The sequence below is a fragment of the Pseudogemmobacter blasticus genome (assembly GCF_003071405.1).
Taxonomy (GTDB): Bacteria; Pseudomonadota; Alphaproteobacteria; order Rhodobacterales; family Rhodobacteraceae; genus Pseudogemmobacter; species Pseudogemmobacter blasticus.
This window is the reverse complement of the sequence record NZ_CP020470.1, coordinates 2,445,219-2,467,500: the sequence shown is the minus strand read 5'-3', so window position 1 is coordinate 2,467,500 and position 22,282 is coordinate 2,445,219. Positions and strand designations below refer to the sequence as shown.

Sequence of the window (22,282 nt, the reverse complement as noted above, 5' to 3'; positions counted from 1 at the left end):
CCCCCAGCGCGCGGCGGAACTTCAGCAGCCGCAGCCCCGCCCAGACCAGCGGTGTCACCGCCAGTGAGGCGATCAGGAAGCGCAGGCCCCAAAGGCCCAGCTCATGCTCCAGCGCCTTCACCGGATCGGGGCCCAGATCGCCGGTCAGGGTGCGCGCCACCAGAATCGCCAGCGGCACCGCCCCCAGCAGCCAGACCGGCCAGGTCGGCAGCCGGCGCAGCAGGCCGTTCAGCCAGTCAAGCGCCGGCCGCATCAATAGTTCGTCCGCAGGTCCATGCCGGCATAAAGCCCGGCAACCTGTTCGGCATAGCCGTTGAACATCAGCGTATCCACGCGCCCGCCGAACAGACCCGCGCCGATGCGGCGTTCGCTGGCCTGGCTCCAGCGCGGATGGTCCACCTCGGGGTTCACATTGGCATAGAAGCCGTATTCCTGCGGCTGCAGCTCATTCCAGGTGGTGCGGGGCATCTCGGCCACCAGGCTGATGCGGACAATGCTCTTGATCGACTTGAAGCCGTATTTCCACGGCACCACCAGCCGGATCGGGGCGCCGTTCTGTTTCGGCATCGGGTCGCCGTAAAGACCCGTCGCCAGAATCGTCAGCGGATGCACGGCCTCATCCAGCCGCAGCCCTTCGCGATAGGGCCAGGGCATCGAGGCGCTGCGCTGGCCCGGCATCTCGTCCGGGCGCAGCAGGGTTTCGAAGGCCACATATTTCGCGCCGGACTGAACGCCGACCCGGTTCAGCAGTCCGGCAAGCTCGAAACCGATCCAGGGAACGACCATGCTCCAGGCTTCCACGCAGCGCAGGCGGTAGATGCGTTCCTCAAGCGGCTGGTCCTTCATCACATCGGCCAGGTCATAGCTGCCGGGCCGGTCCACCAGTCCGTCGATGGTGATCGACCAGGGGTCGGTGGTCAGCGACCCCGCATAGGCGGCCGGATCGGACTTGCCGAAACCGAATTCATAGAAGTTGTTGTGCGAGGTGATGTCCTCAAGGCTGTTCGGCGCCTCGTCGGTGGACAGCGGGCTTTTCGCCGCCTCAATCCGGGCCAGCGCCGGGGTCGCGGTCAGGGTGGCCAGGCCGGCCATGATCTGGCGGCGGTTCAGCCAGTCCGCACGCGGGGTGACGGCAGACCAGGAAAGATCGGGTTTCCAGCGCATCGCAACAGGCCTTCCGTTCAAACAGGGACAGATTATCAAGCTCTGCCGCAAACACTACGGCAGGAATTCAGCGATTGCGTCATCACGCCCGCTCAAGCCGTTTCACCATAGATTGACTGGCCATCGCGGCGGGCCGCGGCTTAGCGCGCCGGCGCCCTGCGGCAAGGCCCGGTCACGCGAGGGTGACCGTGATCCGCGCGGTCCGCGTGGCGGTAGAATGGGGGCCTAAGACGGCAGAGACCATGATCCACAGGAGAGAGACCATGATCCGCAGAACCTTTCTGGCCCTGACCGCCGCCACCGCCTTTGCCCTTCCCGCCGCTGCCCAGGACAAGGATATTGTCGATACCGCCGTTGCGGCCGGCAGCTTCACCACGCTGGTTGCCGCCGTGCAGGCGGCGGGGCTGGTTGACACGCTCAAGGGCGAAGGCCCCTTCACCGTGTTCGCCCCGACTGACGCCGCCTTTGCCGCGCTGCCCGCCGGCACGGTGGAAGACCTGCTCAAGCCCGAGAACAAGGACAAGCTGGTGTCGATCCTGACCTATCACGTCGTTCCGGGGAAGGTGATGTCCACCGACCTGACCGAAGGGATGAAGGCCGCCACCGTGAACGGCAAGGAAATCACCATCACGCTGGATGGTGGGCCCAAGGTGAACGGGGCCATGATTTCGGGGCCGGATGTGGCGGCGTCGAACGGCGTGATCCATGTGATCGACGCGGTGATCCTGCCGCCCGAGGGCTGAGCCACCGCGACGGCACCTGAAACGGTCGCAGGGGCCTTGGCCCTTGCGACCGGGGCGGGGGGTTCAGGACCGTTAATGATTGATTGCAGTATCCCTGCCCGGTCTGGCTGCCCCCGAAAGGGCAGTCAGCGCCGGCGGAACAGCAGCAACCCCAGCACCAGACCCGCCACCCCGGCAGTGGCAAGCGCGGTCAGCGGCGAGGTGGCGCCAACCTCGGACCGGGCGAAATCGGCCAGCTTGGCCGCCTCGCGCCGCATCTCGGCCAGTGCGGGGTTCGCCCGGCGCGCCGTCAGGCTGTAGACACCCAGGAACACCAGCCCCATCACCATGGCCCCGGCGGCAATGATCAGCGCGGCAGCCAGCGGCGTTGTCACCTGCGCCAGCCAGATGCCCAGCGCCACCACAAGGCTTGCCAGCGCCAGCCCGAAGAACAGCGTGGCCAGCACCAGAAGCGCGATGCTTTGCCCGATGCGCCGCCGCGTATCGCGCAGGGCCAGACGCGCCAGCGCGGCCATCAGCGCAAGGCTGCCGTTCATCCGCCTATCTCCGCGACAGAAGAAGGCCAAGGAACAGCCCGATCCCGGCCGCAATCCCCAGCGCCTTGACCGGCTCGTTGCGGGTGAACGCCTCGACCTCGCCCTGCACGCCGGCCAGCCGTTCGCGCGCCTCGGTCAGCTTTTCCTCGGCCGCATCCTGCGCGCCCGCCACACCGGCGCGGGCGGCGGCCGCGCCCGAACGGCCCATGGCCGCCAGCGTCTCGGACATTCTGGTGATCTCGTCGCGAAGATCGTCGAACTGGCCGCGCAGCACCTCGGCCAGACCCGGGTCCAGCGCATCCAGCGCCTTTTGCAGATCGGCCTCGGTCGGTTTCGCGGCTTTCGGATTTCGTGCCATGGCATGTGCCTCCTTACGGCGTGACATCAGTCAGCGGCCTTTTTCCGCCTGCGGCTGGCCGCGCGGGCCAGCGGACGGGCAGACTGGGCCAGCTTGCGCGGCTCTGCCTTGATAAAGGCAGCCTCAAGCGCCGCGTCAATCGTGGTGCAGACGAAATCGGCGCCAATCTCTTCGGCTTCCTTGGCCTTTTCCTGCCCCACCGGCTGCGGCAGGCGCGGGCCTGCAGCCAGGCTCAGCACCTCGGGCGGCATCTGCCAGATCACCACGCCCACGCGCAGATGCGGCGCCGCCCGCTTGAGCCGCCGGATATGCAGCAGCGAGGCACGGGTCGGCGTCGAATCAAGAAAACACAGGACCAGACAATCCTGCTGTTCAAGGTCAAGCGAGGCCATGCGCGCCGGTGTCAGCGTCTCATAGCCATGGGCCTGCGCCTCGGCGCCCTCGACCGTCATCGCCTGCGCCAGCATCGCCGCCGTGACATCATCGCTGGGCCAGCGCCCGCCGACACAGGCCACGCGGAACCCGCCGCCCAGGGCCGGTTCATCCCCCTCTTCGGGCGGGGCAAGCCGTTCTTCCTCGGCCATGGTTTCCAGATTGGCGACAAGCCTCTGCGCCGCATCAGCAAGCCGGGCCTCCTGCTCTGCGGTCAGAACGCCCCGGTCCCGGTCGTCCTGCGCCTGCAGCAGCGCCGGAATCGCGACCGACTGGTAATAGTCGGCCAGCGCCATGTCCTCCAGGTCGGCCCCGGCCTGAAAGGTGGTCTCGACCGCATCGCCCACCAGCAGGCGCTGATACAGCCGCACATGCGGGTAAAGCACCGGCTCATCGCCCAGCAGAATGTCGAACAGTTCGAACTGCGGGATGTGGCGGCCCAGAACCACCAGGCACACCGTCAGCGGCGTGGACAGCACCAGCCCCAGCGGTCCCCAGAGAAACGTCCAGACAATCGCCGCCAGGATGATGGCCAGCGGGCTGAGGCCCGTGCGCGATCCGTAAAGCCAGGGCTCGACCACATTCGAGGTGACAAGCTCGACCGTGGCGAACAGCGCCGCCGTCCACAACACGGCCGACCAGTCGGGCGATACGGCAAAGGCCAGGAACAGCGGAAAGGCCGCCGAGAGCACCGACCCGATATAGGGCACAAAGCGCAGCACCAGCGTCAGCAGCCCCCACAGCACCGCATTGGGAATCCCGATCAGCCAAAGGCCGATGCCGATCGGAATGGCATAGATCGCATTCACCAGAAGCTGCACCAGCAGATAGGTGGCCACCCGTGACCCGGCTTCCTGCAGCACCTGCGTGGTGCGGTGAATGTCATGCGCCCCGACAATGCGGATGAAGCGTTCGCGAAGCTGTTCCCGCTCCAGCAACATGAAGATCACCACCACCACGACAAGCCCGGTCGTGGCGATGGGGCTGACCAGCGGCACCACCAGATCCTGCAACATCTGCAAGACATTGCTGCGCTCAACCACCTCAACCTGCATCGGCCGGCCCGTCGCATCGCCGCCCCCGGGCAGCGCCGACCCGATCTCGGCATTGACCGCCGCAATCATCTCGGACAGCCGCCCGGCAAGGCCGCCCCCGCCGCCCGCCTCTTTCAGCGTCTCGACCTTGGCAATGATATTGGCCTGAAAGGTGGGCAGGTTGCGCGCCAGCTCGCCAAGCTGCCCGATCATCACCAGCGACAACAGCGCGATCAGCGCGAAGGCGACAAAGACGGTGGCCAGCACCGCCGCAAGCTGCGGCACACCCCGGCGCCGCAGCGCGGCCACCAGCGGCGACAGCGCGAAGGTGATCAGCACCGCAATGGCCAGCGGCAGGAAGATATCCTGCGCCAGATACAGCACCGCCGCGACCGCCACGATGGTGGCCAGACGCGGCAGCGTGATCCGGCGCGGCGCGCCGTCCACCTCGGCGGCAGGGATGGCAGGGTCCGACATCTTGCCCCCTTCAGACACGCGATATGCCGGGCGACTGTGCGGGCCAGCGGCGGCTTTGGCAAGCCGCAGCGGCATCGGTGGACATCGCCCCGCCGTCCGGGCCATGCTTGCCCTTCGGTCCCGGCATTGCGGGCCGGTACAACGGGGGCAGACCAGACATGCGGTCCTTCGATTTCAGTTCCTGGCAGGGCATCGCCACGACAGTCCTCGGGATGCTGATGTTCGCGCTGTTTGCCGTGGGCATCCGGGTGCTGATGATGCTCACCATCCAGCAGCGCCAGCAGCGGATGAACCGGCAGATCAACGAACGGCTGAAAACGCTGATTTCCTCCTATCGCACGCTGGGCGGATCCTTCACCGGGGAACTGACGGTCAGCCCGGCGCATCTGCGCGAACTGGCCGCGCAGGCCGAGGGCGACACCCCGGCCGGCACCCCGCCCTCAGACCGGCCCCGGCGCATCCGCGATGCGGTTGAAGCGGCCCTGTCCGACATTCTTCTTCTAGGCACGGAAGATCAGGTCCGGCTGGCCGCGCAGGCCGCCGCCGACATGGCGGCCGGGCGTCCGATCCAGACGGCAGAGCTGGTGATCGCGCTGCGCAGCTATATCCGGCTGGCGCTGGATCTTGACCCAATCCCCGACACGGTGGCCATCCCGCTGCAAGGCCCCACACGGCCGCAATCCGGCGGCGGCCGCAGCGGCGGCAAGGCCGAAGCGGGCCGCGACCGTGCCGGTGGGGGCGGAAGTGGCGGCGGCGGTATGGGAATGGGCCTTGGTCTTGGCGGGGGCCGCAGCGGCGACTCCGAGCCGACATAGCAAAAGGGGGCCTTTCGGCCCCCTTCCGGTTTCAGTGCACCACGGCGGGCTGCGGCCGTTCGCGGTTTGACGCGATCACCCGGTCGCCCACGATCAGCCCTGCCGGCCCGGCGGTGACATGCAGCGTGGTTCCGTCCAGCACATCTCCGGCCAGCAGCATTTCGGCCAGCGGGTCTTGCAACTGGCGCTGGATCACCCGCTTCAGCGGCCGCGCGCCGAACACCGGGTCATAGCCTTCGTCGGCCAGCCACTGCCGCGCCGCCGCATCAAGTTCCAGCGTGATCTTCCGCGCCGCCAGCCGCTGTTCCAACCGGTGAAGCTGGATGTCCACGATGCCGGTCATGTCGGCCCGGTTCAGCCGGTCGAAGATGATCTGCTCATCCAGACGGTTCAGGAATTCCGGGCGGAAATGGGCCCGCACGGCCTCCATCACATCGGCCTTGGCGGCGGTGGCGTCGGCGCCGTCCGGCAGTTCCGACAGCGCCCGCGCACCCAGGTTCGAGGTCAGGATGATCAGCGTCTGCTTGAAGTCCACCGTGCGGCCCTGACCATCGGTCAGACGGCCGTCGTCCAGCACCTGCAACAGCACGTTGAACACATCGGGGTGGGCCTTCTCCACCTCGTCGAACAGCACCACCTGATAGGGGCGGCGACGGACGGCTTCGGTCAGCACACCGCCTTCGTCATAGCCCACATAGCCGGGCGGCGCGCCGATCAGCCGGCTGACCGAGTGCTTCTCCATGAACTCGGACATGTCGATGCGGACCATCGCGTTGTCATCGTCAAACAGATATTCGGCCAGCGCCTTGGTCAGCTCGGTCTTGCCCACGCCCGTCGGCCCCAGGAACAGGAAGCTGCCCAGCGGACGGTTCTCGTCCGACAGCCCGGCCCGCGCACGGCGCACCGCCTTGGACACGGCCTCGACCGCGGCCTTCTGACCGATGACGCGCTTGCCCAGTTCCTCTTCCATCTTCAGCAGCTTTTCCTTTTCCCCCTCCAGCATCTTGGTGGTGGGAATCCCGGTCCAGCGCTCCACCACCTCGGCAATCTGCTCGGGGCGGACGGATTCAGACACCAGCGCCTCGCCCTCGCGGGCCTCGGCTTCGGACAACTGCTTTTCCAGCGCCGGAATACGGCCATACTGCAATTCGCCCGCCTTGGCGAAGTTGCCCTCGCGCTTGGCCGACTCCAGTTCGGCCCGCGCCGTATCAAGCTGTTCCTTGATCGACCGCGCCGCTTCCAGACTGTCACGCTCGGCCTGCCACTTGGCCGTCATTTCCGACGACTTCTGTTGCAGGTCGGCCAGTTCGCGTTCCAGCTTTTCCAGCCGGTCCTTGCTGGCGATGTCGTCTTCCTTCTTCAGCGCCTCGGATTCGATCTGGAATTGCAGGATCTGACGATCCAGCGCGTCCAGCTCCTCGGGCTTGGAATCCACCTCCATCCGCAGCCGGCTGGCCGCTTCGTCCACCAGGTCGATGGCCTTGTCGGGCAGGAAACGGTCGGTGATATAGCGGTGCGACAGCGTGGCCGCCGCCACCAGCGCGGCGTCGGCGATCTTCACCCCGTGGTGCAGCTCATACTTTTCCTTGATGCCGCGCAGGATGCTGATGGTGTCTTCCACCGTGGGTTCCGACACGAACACCGGCTGGAACCGCCGCGCCAGCGCCGCGTCCTTTTCCACATGCTTGCGGTATTCATCCAGCGTGGTGGCGCCGATGCAATGCAGCTCCCCCCGCGCCAGCGCCGGCTTGATCAGGTTGGCCGCATCCATCGCGCCTTCCGATTTCCCGGCGCCCACAAGCGTGTGCATCTCGTCGATGAACAGGATGATCTCACCCGAAGCGGCCTCGATCTCCTTGAGAATGGCTTTCAGCCGCTCCTCGAACTCGCCGCGATACTTCGCCCCCGCGATCAGCGACCCCATGTCCAGCGCCATCAGCTTCTTGTTGCGCAAGGATTCGGGCACGTCGCCGTTGACGATGCGCAGCGCCAGGCCCTCGGCAATGGCGGTTTTCCCCACGCCGGGTTCCCCGATCAGCACCGGGTTGTTCTTGGTGCGCCGCGACAGCACCTGCATGGCACGGCGGATTTCATCATCGCGCCCGATGATCGGGTCGATCTTGCCCTCGCGCGCCGCTTCGGTCAGGTCGCGGGCGTATTTCTTCAGCGCTTCCATCGTGTCTTCGCTGGAAGCGGAATCCGCCGTGCGGCCCTTGCGCACCTCGTTGATCGCGGTGTTCAGCCCCTGCGCGGTGACAGACCCCGCCGTCAGCGCATCCTTGGCGCGGGTGTTCACCAGCGCCATCGCGGTCAGCATCCGTTCCACCGGAACAAAGCTGTCGCCGGCCTTTTTCGCCACCGTCTCGGCCTCGTCCAGCACGCGGACAAGGCTGGGGTCGATATAGGTCTGGCCGTCACCGCCCGAAACCTTGGGCAGCTTGGCAAGCGAGGCATTGACCGCGGCAATCACCAGTTCGGGCGAACCGCCCGCCTTGCGGATCAGGTTGGCGGCAAGCCCCTGATCATCATCCATAAGCGCCTTCAGCAGATGGTCGGGCAGCACACGCTGGTGGCTTTCCCGCATTGCGATGGTTTGCGCAGCCTGAAGGAAACCGCGCGACCTTTCGGTGAACTTTTCAAGGTTCATCCGTTCTCTCCTTTTCATCAAGCACCGCCGGGAAGACGCCCTGAAAAGGCACGCCCACCACTGGCCTTGTCCCTCAGATGGGGGCGGTTTCCGGCGCCTTCAAGCGGCACGGGCCGGGCGGCGCAAATTTTCCGGCGGCTTTCCGCGGGCATCCCCCGGCCGACCTTTTTCCGCCGATGCCGGGGCGCGGTTTGGGCGGGTTTCGCCGGGCACCGCGGCACCGGGCTTGCGCCGGTGGGGGGCTGCGGTCAGGTGGTCGCGAACAACGTGCAGGAGAAACGCCATGCGGGATGTACTGGAACCGATCCTGCCCGTCGTGCCGGTGGAAGGTATCGCGCTGCACATCGGCCGTTCGGGCCTGTCGATGGGCGATCCCTGCGAGGCGCAGCTTCTGCCGGACGGGCATGTCGGCATTTTCGCGCGGGTACGCAAACGGTTCCTGGGCCTGATCCCGCTCTGGCGGCAGGGCTATCTGGGCCATGTCGGCCCCGTGGCCGGCCAGGTGCTGACGCCCGCCCTGCTGGACGGCGCCACCCTGCGGTTGCGCGTCGTGCAACTCACACCCGAACATCTGGCCGGCGCGGGAATGCCGGAAATCCTGATCTCGGTCTGGGGCGATACGCGCTGGCTGGCACCGTTCCTGGCGGTGCCCCCCGCCTTTGCCCCCGATCCGCCGGAAGACGGGTTCGACAACACAACGCCCGATGACGCACCGCCCGCCAGAAGCGGCCGCCGGGCGCGCTAGGCCGCCGCCTCAGCGCACCGCCGCGCAGAAGGCGCGCACGCGGTCAGCATCGATGCGCAGCCCCACGGCAAAGCCAAGCGCGGCAAGGCGCGGGTTGCCGCCTTGCCCCGGCAGGCTGCATGATCCATGCAGTTCCTGCGCGCCAATCGCCACGAAGCGGGCGGCATTCTCCGGCCCGATGCCAGACCCCGGCATGATGGAAATGCGCCCCGCCGCCTGCGCGATCCGCGCAGCAATCTCGGGCAGCGCCTGATCGGCCCGCACCGCCCCGCCCGAGGTCAGGATGCGCCGGAACCCCAGCTCCACCGCGGTTTCCAGCGCCTCGGCCCGGTCGGGTACCAGATCGAAGCAGCGGTGCAGCGTCAGGTCCAGCCCCTCGGCCGCCTTCACCAGCCGGGCCAGCAGCGCCTGATCCAGCCGCCCGTCGGGCAGTTGCGCGCCCAGCACCACCCCGGCCATCCCGGCGGCGCGGGCGGCGGTGATATCCGCCTCCATCACCGCCGCCTCGGACGGGGTAAAGACGAAATCGCCGGGCCGGGGCCGGATCAGCGCCATCGCCGGCACCCCTGACCGCCCCGCCAGGCACATCAGCCCGGCCGAAGGTGTCAGCCCGCCCAGCGGCAGCGCGGAACACAGTTCAACCCGGTCGGCCCCGCCCGCCACCGCCGCGGCCAGCCCTTCGGAACCATCGACGCAGATTTCAACCGTCACGCGGGCCATGCCAGCTCCCCCGCCTGCGCCGCCCCCAGAATCCCCGCATCCGGCCCGCAGGTGGCGGGCACCACCAGCGGCCCCGGCGGGCGGCGCAACACGCGGTCGCGCACCGCCTGATCCAGCCAGCCGATCAGTGCATGGTCGTTCGACAACCCGCCCCCCGCCGGCACCAGCGTCGCGCCGACCGTGTTCACCACCATGGCCAGCGGCCCCGCCACCAGATCGCGCCACAGCTCCAGCGTTGCCGTCGCCCCCGGCTCGCCCGCGCGCCAGCGGGCCACGATGTCGCGCGTGTGCAGCGCCTCGCCTCCGCTGCGGGCGTGGTGCAACCGTTCCATCCCGCGCGCGCCGCCAATGGTGTCCAGGCACCCCACCTGACCGCAGCCACACGGCAGCGCATGGGGCGCATGGATCACCGGGCCATGCCCCCATTCCCCGGCATAGCCCCCCGCGCCCGTGACCAGCCGCCCGTCAATCGCCAGCCCGCCGCCAACGCCGGTGCCCAGGATGATGCCGAACACATTGCGATGCCCGCGCGCCGCGCCCAGCCGCGCCTCGGCCAGCGCAAAGCAATCGGCATCGTTCAGCACCAGCACCGGCAGCGCCAGCCGTTCCGTCAGCGCCGGGCCCAGCGGCAACCCGTCGATGCAGGGAATATTGGCCACCTTGCCGGCCCCCGTCTCGGGGTCCACCACGCCGGGCACCGAAAGCGCCAGCCCGCGCGGGCGGCGGGGGCCTACGAACCCGCCGATCACGCGAACAAAGGCATCCAGATCCCCGGCCGGCGTCTCGGCCTCGCCCAGACGCTCCATCGCCTGCCCGTCCCACAGCCCGGCCCGGATGCGGCTGCCGCCGATGTCAAAGGAAAGGATCATGCGCGCCCCCGTTTCCGGCCAGTCTTGACAGGCCATCCCCGCGCCGTCAAACCGCGCCGAACCGCAACAGAGGGGCCCCCGATGGATGACCGGCTGATCGTGGCACTGGATGTGCCGAACGTGGTGCAGGGGCTGGCGCTGGCCGACAAGCTGGGCGATGCGGTCGATTTCTACAAGATCGGGCTGGGTATGCTGACCGGCGGCGGCTTTGCCCTTGCGAATGAGCTGAAGGGCGAACGCGGCAAGCGCGTGTTCCTTGACCTCAAGCTCTTCGACATCGGCGCCACGATCGAAGCGGCGGTGCGCGGCCTTGCGCAGTATGACCTGGATTTCCTGACCGTCCACGGCGACCCGCAGGTGGTGCGCGCCGCCGCCGAAGGCCGGCGCGGCGCGGGGCTGAAGATCCTGGCCGTGACCGTCCTCACCTCGCTGGACCGGGCAGATCTGGATGCCAACCTGATCCGCCCCGGCGATATTCACGACATCACGCTGGAACGCGCCGCGCGAGCGCTGGCGGCGGGCGCCGATGGCGTGATCGCCAGCCCGCAAGAGGCGGCGATGATCCGCGCCCTGCCCGAAGCGGCGGGCAAGCTGATCGTCACCCCGGGCGTGCGCCCCGAAGGCGCGGCAACCGGCGACCAGAAGCGCATCGCCACCCCGGCGCAGGCCATTGGCGATGGCGCCGATCATATCGTGGTGGGCCGCCCGGTCTGGCAGGCCGCCGATCCGGCGGCGGCGGCGCGGTCGATCATCGCCAGCCTGCCGCGCCGCTAACCGCCAAAGCCGGCGGCCAGCGCAAGGCGCAGCCTGTCTTGCAGAAAGGGCACCGCGTCGGGCCGGGTCAGGAACTCGGCCACCGGCATCAGCGCCCATCCCTGCCCTTCGCTGCCAAAACGCACCGCGCCCACCTCGGCCGGCGTGATGCGCCCGGCGAAGAACACCGCGGTTTTCGTCGGGTCCGCCATGCCGGGCAACAACCAACACCGTTCCAGCCGGGTGGCGGGCAGCGTCAGGCCGAATTCCTCGGCCAGTTCGCGCAACAGGCAGGCTTCCGGCCCCTCATCGCCCTCGCGCCCGCCGCCGGGCAGATCCCACATCCCGCGCCACGGCAGGCCGGGCCTGTCATCGCGGTGCAGCGCCAGCACCGCCGGGCCGCAGAACAGCGCGGCCTTGGCGCCGGTGAAGCGCCCAACCGCCCCCTCAGGGGTGGTCATCGTTGATGTCGCGGTCCCAGACCTTGACCTGCCCCTGACGGGTGCCCGCCAGCCGGCGGGTCACCAGCCAGGCCGCCAGCGACAACAGCGCGAAGACCAGCATCAGGAAGGGCAGGCTGTGCCCCAGCACCCCGATGCCCACCAGCACGCCGGTCAGCACCGCACCAACGGCGAAGCCCAGGAAGATGAACCCCGGCGCCAGCACCTCCAGCACGCCCAGGCCAAAGCCCAGCACGATCCAGGCCCACCACACGCTCCAGATCTGGTCGGGCATGTCAGAGCTTTCCTTTCAGCATCTTGAACGCATCGCCAAAGGCTTCCAGCGCCGAGGCCGGGATCAGGATGGTCTGCTTGCCCTGCCCGGTGGCCACCGCCTGCAAGGCCTCAACCTGCTTCAGCGCCACCTGATACTGCGCCGCTTCCAGCCCGCTTTCCTTGATCGTCTCGGCAATCACGCCGGTGGCATAGGCTTCGGCATCCGCCGTCACCCGCTTGGCCTTGGCCTGCTGTTCGGCGGCGTAAAGTTCGGCATCGGCCTGAAGTTCAACCGCGCGCTTCTTGCCCTCGGCCTCGGTCACCTGGGCGCGGCGGGCGCGTTCGGCGTTCAACTGCTGCAACATGGCAGACCGGGTGGCTTCGTCCAGGTTCACGTCCAGAATCTCGGCCCGCGTCACCTCGACCCCCCAGTCGTCCACCATGGCGGCCACCTGTTCGCGCACCCGTTCAATCAACTGCGCCCGGTTCGACTGCACCTGATCCAGTTCCAGCTTGCCGATTTCAGACCGGACGATGCCGGCCACCGTGGTGGCGATGGCGCCGTCGATGTCGCGGATGCGATACACGGTCTTTTCCGGCTCGGTCACGCGGTAGAACACGCTGGTTTCCACCTTGACCAGCACGTTATCGGCGGTGATCGCGTCCTGGCTGGCGTTCGGCAACTGGCGTTCCAGCACCGAAACCTTGTGCGCCACCCGGTCCAGGAAGGGCACGATGAAGTTGATGCCCGGCCCCAGCACCGCCTTCAGCCGGCCAAAGCGTTCGACCACATGCTTTTCGCTTTGCGGCACGATGCGCACGCCAAGGAAGATGCACAGGATGATGAACAGCGCGATCGCCCAGAAGATCGCATTCCAGCCGAGAAAGTCCTGAGGGTTCACGCAATCACTCCTTCAAATGTCCATGTCTCATGGACACTGTGGCGATTTGCGGCCCCCCTCGCAAGGGCAGGAAATCACGCCCCGTCGTCGTCCAGCCCGCTGTCCTTGGGCCGGTCATCCGATGGCATCTGTCCGGTTGCCAGATAGATCGCCTGTTCGGCGATTCCGGTCGCGTGGTCGCCCGCGCGCTCGATGTTCTTGGCGATGAAATGCAGGTGCATCGCCGCCGAGATATTGGCCGGGTCTTCCAGCATATGCGTCACCAGCGCCCGGAACAGCGTGTTGTAGATCTGGTCCACGTCGATGTCGCTTTGCCGGACCTTGCGCGCCAGCACCGCATCGCGCCGGGTCAGCGCGGTCAGCGCATCCGAGATCATGGCCGTCACGACGGCCGTCATCCGGCGGATGGTGCCGGCGGTGCCCTCGATCCGCCGGGTGCCGGCCAGAACGCGGGTGCGCTTGGCCACGTTCTTGGCATAGTCGCCCACCCGCTCCAGCGAATTGGCGGTGCGCATCACCGCCAGCACCATGCGCAGATCCCCCGCCGTCGGGGTGCGCAGCGCGATGATCCGCGCGGCTTCCGTGTTGATCTGCTCTTCCAGCGAATCGATGGCGCGGTCATCCGCGATCACCTGTTCGGCGCGCGGCGCATCCTGCGCCTCAAGCGCGGCAACCGAATCGGTCAGCGCGGTTTCCACCAGCCCGCCCATCCGCACCAGCAGCGCCAGCAGCCCTTCCAGATCGCGGTCGAAGGCCGCCATGATATGCCCGTCGCGTGTCATCAGACCCCTCCCAGGGTGGGTTGTGCGGTTACCAGCGCCGTTCGAAACGGCGGCGCAGGATGATGGCGGCGACGTTCATCACTAGAAGGAAGCCGAGAAGCACGATGATCGCGCCGTTCGACCGTTCGATGAAGGCCGGGTCGGACCGGGTGGCCCAGGAATAGACCTGCACCGGCAGCGCGGTCGCGGGGTCAAGGAACCCGTCCACCGGCGTTCCGGGATAGTTGTCCACAAAGGCCACCATCCCGATCAGCAGCAGCGGCGCGGTATCGCCCAGCGCCACCGCCAGCCCCAGGATGGTGCCGGTCAGGATGCCCGGCATCGCCAGCGGCAGCACATGATGGAACACCGTCTGCATCCGCGACGCCCCCACCCCCAGCGCCGCATCGCGGATGCTGGGCGGCACGGCCCGGATTGACGCCCGGGTGGCAATGATCACGGTCGGCAGCGTGCGCAGCGAAATCACCAGCGCCCCCACCAGGCTGGATGATTGCGGCAGCCCGGCAAAGTTGATGAACACCGCCAGCCCCAGGATACCGAACACGATCGACGGCACGGCGGCCAGGTTGGCCACGTTCACCTCGATCAGGTCGGTCCAGCGGTTCTTGGGCGCGAATTCCTCAAGATAGATCGAGGCCGCCACGCCCACCGGCACGCACATCACCGCGACCAGGATCATCATGTACAGCGACCCCAGGATCGCCACCCCCAGCCCGGCCGCTTCGGGCCGCTGGTCCGAAGCGTCGGGGTTGGTCAGGAAGGCCACGTTCCAGTGCAGGCCCAGAATCCCCGCCTGCTGCAGCCGCTCGGCGAACTGCAACTGCTCGGGGTTGATGTTGCTGTCCAGCCGGGCGCTTTCCATCGTCACCCGGCCCTTGAGAAAGCCGTCGATCCGCCCGCCGGCCAGAACCGACATCGGGATGGTCTGCCCCACCAGCGACGTATCGGCCAGCACCTGCGCGCGCAGCACGCCCGGCGCATCCTTCGACACCAGCGCGGCAATGTCCTTGTCCGACAGATCGGCGGTGTCGATGCCGCGCGCCGTCAATTCGGCCCGGAACGATTGGGTCAGCACCTTGGCATAGCCAACCGTGGTGACCTTGACCATTTCCTCGCGCAGTCGGTTGCCCTTGGGGTCCAGCACCTGCGCATCCAGCGTGACCGGGAAGGTCAGCTTGGCCTGCCGGAAGGCGCCATAGCCGTTGCCGAAGATGGTGACCAGCATCACCGCCAGGATCGACAGGCTGATCACGATGGCAACGATGCCATACAGCCGGAACCGCGTTTCGGACCGCCGGCGCCGCAGCATGTGCGGCGTGGGCGCCAGGATCGAACCGCTGCGGACGGGGGCCGGTTTCCCGGTCATGGGCGCCGAGGTCATTCGTACTGCTCCTTGTATTTGCGCACGACCTGCAGCGCCACGACGTTCAGCCCCAGCGTCAGCACGAACAGCGTCAGGCCCAGCGCAAAGGCCACCAGCGTTTCAGGCGAGGCGAAGTCGGTGTCGCCGGTCAACTGGCCGACGATCTTGACGGTCATCGTGGTCATCGCCTCGAACGGGTTCAGGCTCAGCTTGGCCGCCGCGCCTGCGCCCATGGCCACCACCATGGTTTCGCCGATGGCACGGCTGGCGGCCATCAGCACGGCCCCCATGATGCCCGGCAGCGCCGCCGGCAGAACCACCTGCTTCACGGTTTCCGACTTGGTGGCGCCCAGACCGTAAGACCCGTCCCGCAGCGCCTGCGGCACCGCGTTCAGGATGTCATCGGCCAGCGACGACACGAAGGGAATGTTCAGGATGCCGATCACCAGACCGGCGGTCATCACCGAAGACCCGGAATTGCCCAGCCCCATCGGCGCGGCAATCCAGTCGCGCAGCAGCGGCCCCACCGTCATCAGCGCGAACAGGCCGAAAACCACGGTGGGAATACCGGCAATCACCTCGATCGCGGGCTTGACCACCGCCCGCACCGCCGGGCTGGCGTATTCCGCCAGATAGATCGCGGTGAACAGGCCCAGCGGCACCGCCACGATCATCGACACCAGCGAGATATACAGCGTGCCCCACAGCAGCGGCACGAAGCCCAGCTCCGACCCGCCCTTGAAGTTCGGGCTCCAGGTCAGGCCGAAGAAGAATTCGGTGAACGGATACTGGCGGAAGAAGGCCAGGCTTTCCGACAGCATCGACCAGATGATGCCCACGGTCGTCAGAATCGCGATGGACGAGGCGATGACCAGCGCGCCCATGATGATGGCTTCCACCCGGTTGCGGGCGCGGAATTTCGGCCCCGTCACCGCCAGCGCCCAGGCCAGCCCCGCCAGCGCCACGGCCAGCACGGCAATGGTGCGGCCCACGGCGCCCAGCGCGGTCAGCTTGCGGTAGCTTTGCGCCGCCGCCAGGGTTTCCTTGCTGACATTCGACCCCAGCGCCACGCCAACCTGGGCCAGACGCTCGCGCACATCGGTGAATTCGGTGCGGATCATGCTGGCGTCGCTGTCGCTCATCACGCCATTGGCAACCGCCAGGTCCAGCCCCTTGGCCACCCGGCGCACGTCATCCATCGCCAGCGTGAAGGCGGTATCGGTTTCCAGCGCGGCCGGCGGCAGCAGCGTGCCGACCTTCCGCTCGATCACGACGGGCTGAACGATCAGCCACAGGATCAGCACGGCCATCGCCGGCAGCACCGTCATCAACGCGGCGTGCCAGCCATAGTAATTGGGCAGCGAATGAAGACCCCGCGCGTCGCCGCCGGCCCGCGCCATCGCGCGCACCCGGCCAAGAATGTATCCGACAAGCGCAAGGATCAGGATCGTCACAAGAAGAAAGAACGCGGTCATGGGGCGCCAGCGCGTAAGAGGGAAAACGGCGGGGGCCGGACTGGCCCCCGCCGGGATCGGATCAGATTATTCCAGCGCGCCCATCGGCGTTTCGGCCGCCACGGCATCCTGGGTGGCCTTCAGCTCGGGGTCGGACACCAGGCCATAGTCGGCCAGCGGGCCTTCCGGGCCGGCCATGTCGTCCGACACGAAGAATTCGATGTATTCCTTCAGGCCGGGGATCACGCCGATATGCGCCTTCTTGACGTAGAAGTAGAGCGGGCGCGACACCGGGTATTCGCCCTTCGAGATCGTCTCGACCGAGGGCACCACGCCGTTCACGGTGGCAACCTTCAGCTTGTCGGTGTTGTTCTGGTAGAAGGCCAGGCCGAACACGCCCACGGCGTTCTTGTCGGCATCCAGACGGGCCAGCGTCTCGGTATAGTCGCCGTCGATGTCAACCGACTTGCCGTCCTTGCGCAGCTCGTTGCAGGCCTTGGCGGCAGCCGCCTTCTTTTCCTTTTCATCCGCGCCTTCGGCCTTGGCCAGGAACAGGTCATAGGCGCCGGTGTCCTTGCAGCCCGCTTCGATCACCTTGGTGTCAAAGACTTCGCGGGTGCCATGCTTGGTGCCCGGAATGAACATCAGGATGTTCTGGTCGGGCAGCGCGGCGTTGACTTCCGTCCACTTGGTGCTGGTGTTGTCGACCAGCGCGCCATCCTTGGCCACCTTGCCGCCCAGCGCCATATAGACATCGGCCGGGGTCAGCGCGAAATCGGCGCCCTTCACGTCCGAGGCGAAGACGATCCCGTCATAGCCGATGCGGACTTCCAGGATCTCCTCGACACCGTTCTTCTTGCACAGGTCGATGTCCGACTGGCTGATCCGGCTGGACGAATTGGCGATGTCCACGGTGTTCTCGCCCACGCCTTCGCACAGCTTCTTGCGGCCGGCACCCGACCCGCCGCCTTCCACGACCGGGGTCGGGAAATCGAAGTTCTCGCCGAAGGCTTCGGCAACGATGGTGGCATAGGGCAGCACGGTGGACGAGCCGGTGATCTGGATCTGGTCACGCGCAGCGGCCAGCGAGGTGGTGGCGGCCAGAACGGCCAGCGCCGAGACGGTCAGCTTGATCGGGGTCATGGGATTCGCTCCTCAGGGTCAGGACGGGCCAGGCAGTCGGGCCTCGACCAGCGGGCTAGGCCTGTTCGGTGACGGCTGTATTGCGCTTTTGTAAAAGCTGCATGACACCGCTCCGCTGCGGCGCCCGCACGCCGACACCTTCCCCCCGCCCGGCCTTGCCGCTAGGTTGCGCGCGCAATCCCCTGCGACCGGAAGGACTTCAATGACCCAGCGCCTGCACCTCGTCTTCGGCGGCGAACTCGTCAGCCCCGACAAGACCACCTTCAAGGATGTCTCGCAGATTCATATCGTCGGCATGTATCCCGATTACGCCAGCGCCCATTCCGCCTGGAAGGCCGAGGCGCAGCGCACCGTGGACAATGCCCACATGCGCTATTTCATCGCCCATATTCACCGCCTGCGCGACGAAGAGCAGGCGGCCTCCTCCACCGAAGAACTCGGCTGAACCGGATGGCCGGGTCGATCGGGCTTCGGCTCTATACGCTGGCGCAACGCCGCGACCCGGCCGCTGAAACCGACCGGCCCGCCCGCCCGCCGGGGCGGCTGGTCTGGCTTCATGCGGGCGGCAGCACGGCGGGGCTGCTGGAACTGGCCCGGCGGCTGACCGATGAAGAGGGGCTGACCGTCCTGCTGACCGGCGTGTCCGACTCTGGCCCCGCCGATTCGGGGGTGATTCTGCAACCCGCCCCGCCGGATACGCCCGCCGATGCCCGCGCCTTCCTGGACCACTGGCGCCCCGATGTCGCGCTGTGGTCCGATGGCGAACTGCGCCCCGTGCTGCTGCACACCGCCGCCGACCGCGGTCTGACCCTGCTGATGGCCGATGCGCGCCTGCCCCGCCTGCTGCGCGATCGGGACGGTTGGTATCCGGGCCTGTTGCGCAGCACGCTGGGCCTCTTCTCGCAGATCTTCGCACTTGATCCGGCCTCGGCCCAGGCCTTCCGCCGCGCCGGGGCCCTGCCCTCGGCCGTCACCTATGCGGGGCGGATGGAGGAACGCTCGGCCGTGCTGCCCTGCCTTGAGGCGGAACGGCAGGCGCTGGCGCAGATGCTGGCCTCGCGCCCGCGCTGGCTGGCCGCCGTCCTGCCCGAGGATGAGGTGGACAGCATCATCACCGCCCATCGCACCGCGATGGGGCTGGCGCACCGGCTCTTGCTGATCGTGATGCCCGAACGCCCCGAAGCCGCCGAATCGCTTGCCCAGCGGCTTGAGGGGGACGGCTGGTCGGTCGCCCTGCGCAGCGCCGAGCAGGAGCCGGAACCCGAAACCGAGATCTATGTCGTCGATCACCCGTCCGAACTGGGCCTGTGGTATCGGCTGGCGCCGATCACCTTTCTGGGCGGCAGCCTGGCCGGCCCCGGCGCGATCCGCAATCCGATGGAACCGGCCTCCTTGGGGTCGGCCATCCTGCACGGCCCCCGCCCGGGCGCGCATGGCAGCGCGCTGGGCCGGCTGGGCGCGGCACGGGCGGCGCGCGCCGTCGCCTCCCCCGGCGATCTGGCCGAGGCGCTGGGCGACCTGCTGTCCCCCGACCGTGCCGCCCGTCTGGCGCAGGCCGCCTGGACCGTGGTTTCCGAAGGGGTCGAGGTGACCGAGGCGGTGCTGGCCCGCATCCGCCGCGAACTGGAAGGCCGGGGCTGATGCGCGCGCCGGGCTTCTGGACCACGCCCCCTGACCGGCCCGCACTGGCCGCCCGCCTGCTGGCGCCGCTGGGCCGGATCTATGCCGCCGCCACCGCGCGCCGGCTGCGCGCCCCGGGCCACCGCGCCGCCGTGCCGGTGATCTGCATCGGCAACCTGAACGCGGGCGGCACCGGCAAGACGCCCACCACCCTGGCGCTGACCCAGCGACTGCTGGCGCGCGGCCACGCCGTCCACATCGTCAGCCGCGGCCATGGCGGCAGCCTGCCCGGCCCCGTGCGGGTGGACGACCGCCGCCACAGCGCCGCCGAAGTCGGGGATGAACCCCTGCTCCTGTCCGCTTTCGCGCCGGTCTGGGTGGCCAAGGACCGCGCCGCCGGCGTCCGCGCCGCCGAATCGGCCGGGGCGGGGGTGATCCTGCTGGATGACGGGTTCCAGAACCCCTCCGTCGTCAAGGATCTGTCGCTGATCGTGGTTGATGCCGAACAGGGGTTCGGCAACGGCCTGTGCCTGCCCGCCGGCCCCTTGCGCGAACCCGTCGCCACCGGCCTTGCCCGCGCTTCGGCGGTTCTGTCCATCGGCGCCCCCGCCGCGCAAACCGCGTTTCGCGCCACCTGGGGCACGGCCCTTGGCGCCCTGCCGCACCTGACCGGCCACCTGGCGCCGCTGCAAATGGGAATGGACTGGCAGGGCGAACGGGTGCTGGCCTTCGCCGGCATCGGCCACCCGGAAAAGTTTTTCGCCACCCTGCGCGAACTGGGGGCCGTTGTCGTGCGGGCCGAACCCTTTGACGACCATCAGCCGCTGTCCCCCGCCCTGCTGTCGCGGCTGGACTCCGACGCAGCCAGCCTTGGCGCGCAACTGGTGACCACCGAGAAGGACGCCACCCGCCTTCCCGCCAGCTTCCGCCCCAAGGTGCTGACGCTGGTGGTCCGGCTGGAGCTGGACGACTGGACCCCGCTTGACACGCTGCTGGCCGGCATGGGCCTGTAGCGGCAAAAAATCTTCGAAGATTTTTGCAAATTCCTTCGAAGGAATTTGGCCTAGGCCCGCAGCCCGATCACCTCGACACCCAGCACCTGTAGCACCTTGGCCTCGATCTGGGCCGCGTCCATTCCGGCGGCGCGATACATCGCTTCGGGGCTGGCGTGGTCGATGAACGTGTCGGGCAGCACCATGCTGCGGAAGCGGAAGCCGCGGTCGAACACGCCCTCCTCCGCCAGCAGTTGCGCCACATGGCTGCCGAAGCCGCCGATGGCGCCCTCTTCCACGCAGATCAGCGCCTCGTGGTGGCGCACCAGTTGCAGGATCAGCTCCCGGTCCAGCGGTTTGGCAAAGCGGGCGTCGGCCACGGTGGGCGCCAGCCCCCGCGCGGCCAGCGATTCGGCGGCCTTCAACACCTCGGCCAGCCTTGTGCCGAAGGACAGGATCGCCACGCGCGCGCCTTCGCGCAACACCCGGCCGCGGCCGATTTCCAGCGGCACGCCGCGCGCCGGCATCTCGACCCCCATCCCCTCGCCCCGCGGATAGCGGAAGGCGATGGGGCCCGCGTCATGTGCCACGGCGGTGGCAACCATATGCTTCAGCTCGGCCTCATCGGCGGCGGCCATCACCACGATGCCCGGCAGGTTGGCCAGGAAGGCCACGTCGAAGGCCCCGGCATGGGTGGCCCCGTCGGCCCCCACCAGCCCCGCCCGGTCAATGGCGAAGCGCACCGGCAGGCGCTGGATCGCCACGTCATGCACCACCTGGTCATAGCCGCGCTGCAGGAAGGTGGAATAGATCGCGCAGAACGGCTTCATCCCGCCCGCCGCCAGACCGGCGCTGAAGGTCACCGCATGTTGTTCGGCAATGCCCACATCGAAACAGCGGCGCGGGAACCGGCCGGCGAACAGGTCCAGCCCGGTGCCATCGGGCATCGCGGCGGTCACGGCCACGATCTTCTCATCCCGCTCGGCCTCGGCGATCAGGCTTTCCGCGAAGACGCGGGTATAGGCCGGCGCGTTCGACGGGGCCTTCTTCTGTTCGCCCGTCACCACGTCGAACTTGCCCCGGGCATGGCCACGGTCGGGCGCCGTCTCGGCCGGGGCATATCCCTTGCCCTTTTTCGTCAGCACATGAATCAGCGTCGGCCCCGTCGCCCGCGCCTTGACCATGCGCAACACCGGCAGAAGCTGGTCCAGATCATGCCCGTCGATCGGGCCAATGTAATTGAACCCCAGTTCTTCAAACAGCGTGCCGCCCACGGCCATGCCTTTCAGCATTTCCCGCGCCCGCCGCGCCCCTTCCTGCAGGGGCGGCGGCAACAGCGACACGAACCCCTTGGCCACCTGCCGCAGATCCTGCACCGGGGCCTCGGCATAAAGCCGGCTCAGATAGGACGACAGCGCCCCCACCGGCGGGGCGATCGACATCTCGTTGTCGTTCAGGATGACGAACATCCGCTTCTTCAGGTGGCCGGCGTTGTTCATCGCCTCGAAGGCCATGCCCGCGCTCATGCTGCCATCGCCGATTACCGCGATGGCATCGCCCGGATCGCCACCCAGATCCGCCGCCAGCGCAAAGCCCAGCGCGGCGGAAATCGAGGTCGAGGAATGGCCCGCACCGAACGGGTCATAGGGGCTTTCGCTGCGCTTGGTGAAGCCTGACAGCCCGCCCTCGGTGCGCAGGGTGCGAATCCGGTCACGCCGCCCGGTCAGAATCTTGTGCGGATAGCACTGGTGGCCCACGTCCCAGACCAGCTTGTCGCGCGGCGTGTCGAACACGGCATGCAGCGCCACCGTCAGTTCCACCACGCCCAGACCCGCGCCCAGATGCCCGCCGGTGACCGACACCGCCGAAATCGTCTCGGCCCGCACCTCCTGGGCCAGTTGCGCAAGCTCGCGGTCGCTCAGCGCCTTCATGTCGGAAGGCGACTGCACGCGGTCAAGGATCGGGGTGGCGGGACGGTCGGCCAAGCGGGCCTCCTTCGTGGCTGCGGTTCCGGCGC

General features: G+C 68.0%; 23 protein-coding genes (1 of these 23 running past the window's edge). 7 read left to right on the top strand and 16 right to left on the bottom strand.

Annotation, left to right across the window (positions count from 1 at the left end):
- Positions 1 to 253: the 5' portion of a protein-methionine-sulfoxide reductase heme-binding subunit MsrQ gene (locus B6K69_RS12040; RefSeq protein WP_108643955.1), read on the bottom strand. 365 nt of this gene lie to the left of the window's left edge; 253 of the gene's 618 nt are visible here — the first part of the coding sequence; its start codon is at positions 251 to 253; the stop codon falls past the left edge of the window.
- The gene (gene msrP / locus B6K69_RS12035; RefSeq protein ID WP_108643954.1) at positions 253 to 1,164 is read right to left on the bottom strand and encodes a protein-methionine-sulfoxide reductase catalytic subunit MsrP; all 912 of its coding nucleotides are present in this window, start codon (positions 1,162 to 1,164) and stop codon (positions 253 to 255) included. Before msrP ends, B6K69_RS12040 begins: the two co-directional genes overlap by 1 nt.
- Positions 1,165 to 1,427: 263 nt before the next feature.
- Between msrP and B6K69_RS12030 the strand changes: the two genes are divergently transcribed.
- On the top strand, positions 1,428 to 1,907 hold the full coding sequence (locus tag B6K69_RS12030) for a fasciclin domain-containing protein (protein WP_108643953.1): 480 nt from the start codon (positions 1,428 to 1,430) through the stop codon (positions 1,905 to 1,907).
- 125 nt (positions 1,908 to 2,032) lie between these two features.
- On the opposite strand, the gene B6K69_RS12025 is transcribed toward B6K69_RS12030, so the two are convergent.
- The 3 genes from B6K69_RS12025 to B6K69_RS12015 are packed head-to-tail and all read right to left on the bottom strand — an operon-like array spanning position 2,033 to position 4,744.
- Complete coding sequence (locus B6K69_RS12025) at positions 2,033 to 2,443, bottom strand: phage holin family protein (protein ID WP_108643952.1); 411 nt, start codon at positions 2,441 to 2,443, stop codon at positions 2,033 to 2,035.
- Between the two features lie 4 nt (positions 2,444 to 2,447).
- On the bottom strand, positions 2,448 to 2,828 hold the full coding sequence (locus B6K69_RS12020; protein WP_108643951.1) for a glycine zipper domain-containing protein: 381 nt from the start codon (positions 2,826 to 2,828) through the stop codon (positions 2,448 to 2,450).
- The gene (locus B6K69_RS12015; protein WP_164681951.1) at positions 2,828 to 4,744 is read right to left on the bottom strand and encodes an AI-2E family transporter; all 1,917 of its coding nucleotides are present in this window, start codon (positions 4,742 to 4,744) and stop codon (positions 2,828 to 2,830) included. The genes B6K69_RS12020 and B6K69_RS12015 overlap by 1 nt, the downstream gene beginning before the upstream one ends.
- Positions 4,745 to 4,902: 158 nt before the next feature.
- On the opposite strand from B6K69_RS12015, the gene B6K69_RS12010 reads away from it, so the two are divergent.
- Entirely contained in the window at positions 4,903 to 5,559 is a 657-nt protein-coding gene (locus B6K69_RS12010) for a hypothetical protein (protein WP_108643949.1), read from the top strand.
- A gap of 31 nt (positions 5,560 to 5,590) precedes the next feature.
- Here B6K69_RS12010 and clpB read toward each other — a convergent pair whose 3' ends face one another.
- Positions 5,591 to 8,206, bottom strand: a complete 2,616-nt coding sequence (clpB, locus tag B6K69_RS12005) for an ATP-dependent chaperone ClpB (protein ID WP_107671461.1) — start codon at positions 8,204 to 8,206, stop codon at positions 5,591 to 5,593.
- Between the two features lie 283 nt (positions 8,207 to 8,489).
- Between clpB and B6K69_RS12000 the strand changes: the two genes are divergently transcribed.
- Positions 8,490 to 8,951 (top strand): hypothetical protein, encoded by a 462-nt coding sequence (locus tag B6K69_RS12000; RefSeq protein WP_108643948.1) that lies wholly within the window; start codon positions 8,490 to 8,492, stop codon positions 8,949 to 8,951.
- Positions 8,952 to 8,960: 9 nt separating this feature from the next.
- On the opposite strand, the gene B6K69_RS11995 is transcribed toward B6K69_RS12000, so the two are convergent.
- Together B6K69_RS11995 and B6K69_RS11990 are read right to left on the bottom strand one after the other, a co-directional pair.
- Positions 8,961 to 9,671: a copper homeostasis protein CutC gene (locus tag B6K69_RS11995; protein ID WP_108643947.1), complete on the bottom strand. Its 711-nt coding sequence runs from the start codon at positions 9,669 to 9,671 to the stop codon at positions 8,961 to 8,963.
- Complete coding sequence (locus tag B6K69_RS11990) at positions 9,659 to 10,540, bottom strand: ROK family protein (protein ID WP_108644915.1); 882 nt, start codon at positions 10,538 to 10,540, stop codon at positions 9,659 to 9,661. The genes B6K69_RS11995 and B6K69_RS11990 overlap by 13 nt, the downstream gene beginning before the upstream one ends.
- Before the next feature lie 81 nt (positions 10,541 to 10,621).
- On the opposite strand from B6K69_RS11990, the gene pyrF reads away from it, so the two are divergent.
- A complete protein-coding gene (gene pyrF, locus B6K69_RS11985; protein ID WP_108643946.1) occupies positions 10,622 to 11,314 on the top strand; it encodes an orotidine-5'-phosphate decarboxylase in 693 nt (230 codons plus the stop codon).
- Here the strand turns inward: pyrF and B6K69_RS11980 are convergent.
- The 7 genes from B6K69_RS11980 to B6K69_RS11950 form a co-directional block, all read right to left on the bottom strand.
- Positions 11,311 to 11,754 (bottom strand): NUDIX domain-containing protein, encoded by a 444-nt coding sequence (locus B6K69_RS11980; RefSeq protein WP_108643945.1) that lies wholly within the window; start codon positions 11,752 to 11,754, stop codon positions 11,311 to 11,313. The genes pyrF and B6K69_RS11980 overlap by 4 nt on opposite strands.
- A complete protein-coding gene (locus B6K69_RS11975) occupies positions 11,741 to 12,028 on the bottom strand; it encodes an NfeD family protein (RefSeq protein ID WP_107671466.1) in 288 nt (95 codons plus the stop codon). Before B6K69_RS11975 ends, B6K69_RS11980 begins: the two co-directional genes overlap by 14 nt.
- Position 12,029: 1 nt before the next feature.
- On the bottom strand, positions 12,030 to 12,911 hold the full coding sequence (locus B6K69_RS11970) for an SPFH domain-containing protein (protein ID WP_108643944.1): 882 nt from the start codon (positions 12,909 to 12,911) through the stop codon (positions 12,030 to 12,032).
- Between the two features lie 74 nt (positions 12,912 to 12,985).
- Entirely contained in the window at positions 12,986 to 13,693 is a 708-nt protein-coding gene (gene phoU / locus B6K69_RS11965) for a phosphate signaling complex protein PhoU (protein ID WP_108643943.1), read from the bottom strand.
- 28 nt (positions 13,694 to 13,721) lie between these two features.
- Positions 13,722 to 15,074 carry a phosphate ABC transporter permease PstA gene (gene pstA, locus B6K69_RS11960; protein WP_108643942.1) on the bottom strand — a complete coding sequence of 451 codons (1,353 nt, stop codon included), beginning with the start codon at positions 15,072 to 15,074 and terminating at the stop codon, positions 13,722 to 13,724.
- On the bottom strand, positions 15,071 to 16,531 hold the full coding sequence (gene pstC / locus B6K69_RS11955; protein WP_108643941.1) for a phosphate ABC transporter permease subunit PstC: 1,461 nt from the start codon (positions 16,529 to 16,531) through the stop codon (positions 15,071 to 15,073). Before pstC ends, pstA begins: the two co-directional genes overlap by 4 nt.
- A gap of 66 nt (positions 16,532 to 16,597) precedes the next feature.
- A complete protein-coding gene (locus B6K69_RS11950; protein ID WP_108643940.1) occupies positions 16,598 to 17,653 on the bottom strand; it encodes a PstS family phosphate ABC transporter substrate-binding protein in 1,056 nt (351 codons plus the stop codon).
- A gap of 202 nt (positions 17,654 to 17,855) precedes the next feature.
- Between B6K69_RS11950 and B6K69_RS11945 the strand changes: the two genes are divergently transcribed.
- From B6K69_RS11945 to lpxK, 3 genes are read left to right on the top strand one after another with little or no spacing between them, the layout of a single operon-like run.
- The gene (locus B6K69_RS11945; protein WP_107671472.1) at positions 17,856 to 18,098 is read left to right on the top strand and encodes a DUF4170 domain-containing protein; all 243 of its coding nucleotides are present in this window, start codon (positions 17,856 to 17,858) and stop codon (positions 18,096 to 18,098) included.
- A gap of 5 nt (positions 18,099 to 18,103) precedes the next feature.
- Entirely contained in the window at positions 18,104 to 19,294 is a 1,191-nt protein-coding gene (locus B6K69_RS11940; RefSeq protein ID WP_108643939.1) for a 3-deoxy-D-manno-octulosonic acid transferase, read from the top strand.
- A complete protein-coding gene (gene lpxK, locus B6K69_RS11935) occupies positions 19,294 to 20,286 on the top strand; it encodes a tetraacyldisaccharide 4'-kinase (protein WP_108643938.1) in 993 nt (330 codons plus the stop codon). Before B6K69_RS11940 ends, lpxK begins: the two co-directional genes overlap by 1 nt.
- Positions 20,287 to 20,336: 50 nt before the next feature.
- Here lpxK and dxs read toward each other — a convergent pair whose 3' ends face one another.
- Positions 20,337 to 22,250 carry a 1-deoxy-D-xylulose-5-phosphate synthase gene (dxs, locus tag B6K69_RS11930; RefSeq protein ID WP_108643937.1) on the bottom strand — a complete coding sequence of 638 codons (1,914 nt, stop codon included), beginning with the start codon at positions 22,248 to 22,250 and terminating at the stop codon, positions 20,337 to 20,339.
- Positions 22,251 to 22,282: the final 32 nt, after the last annotated feature.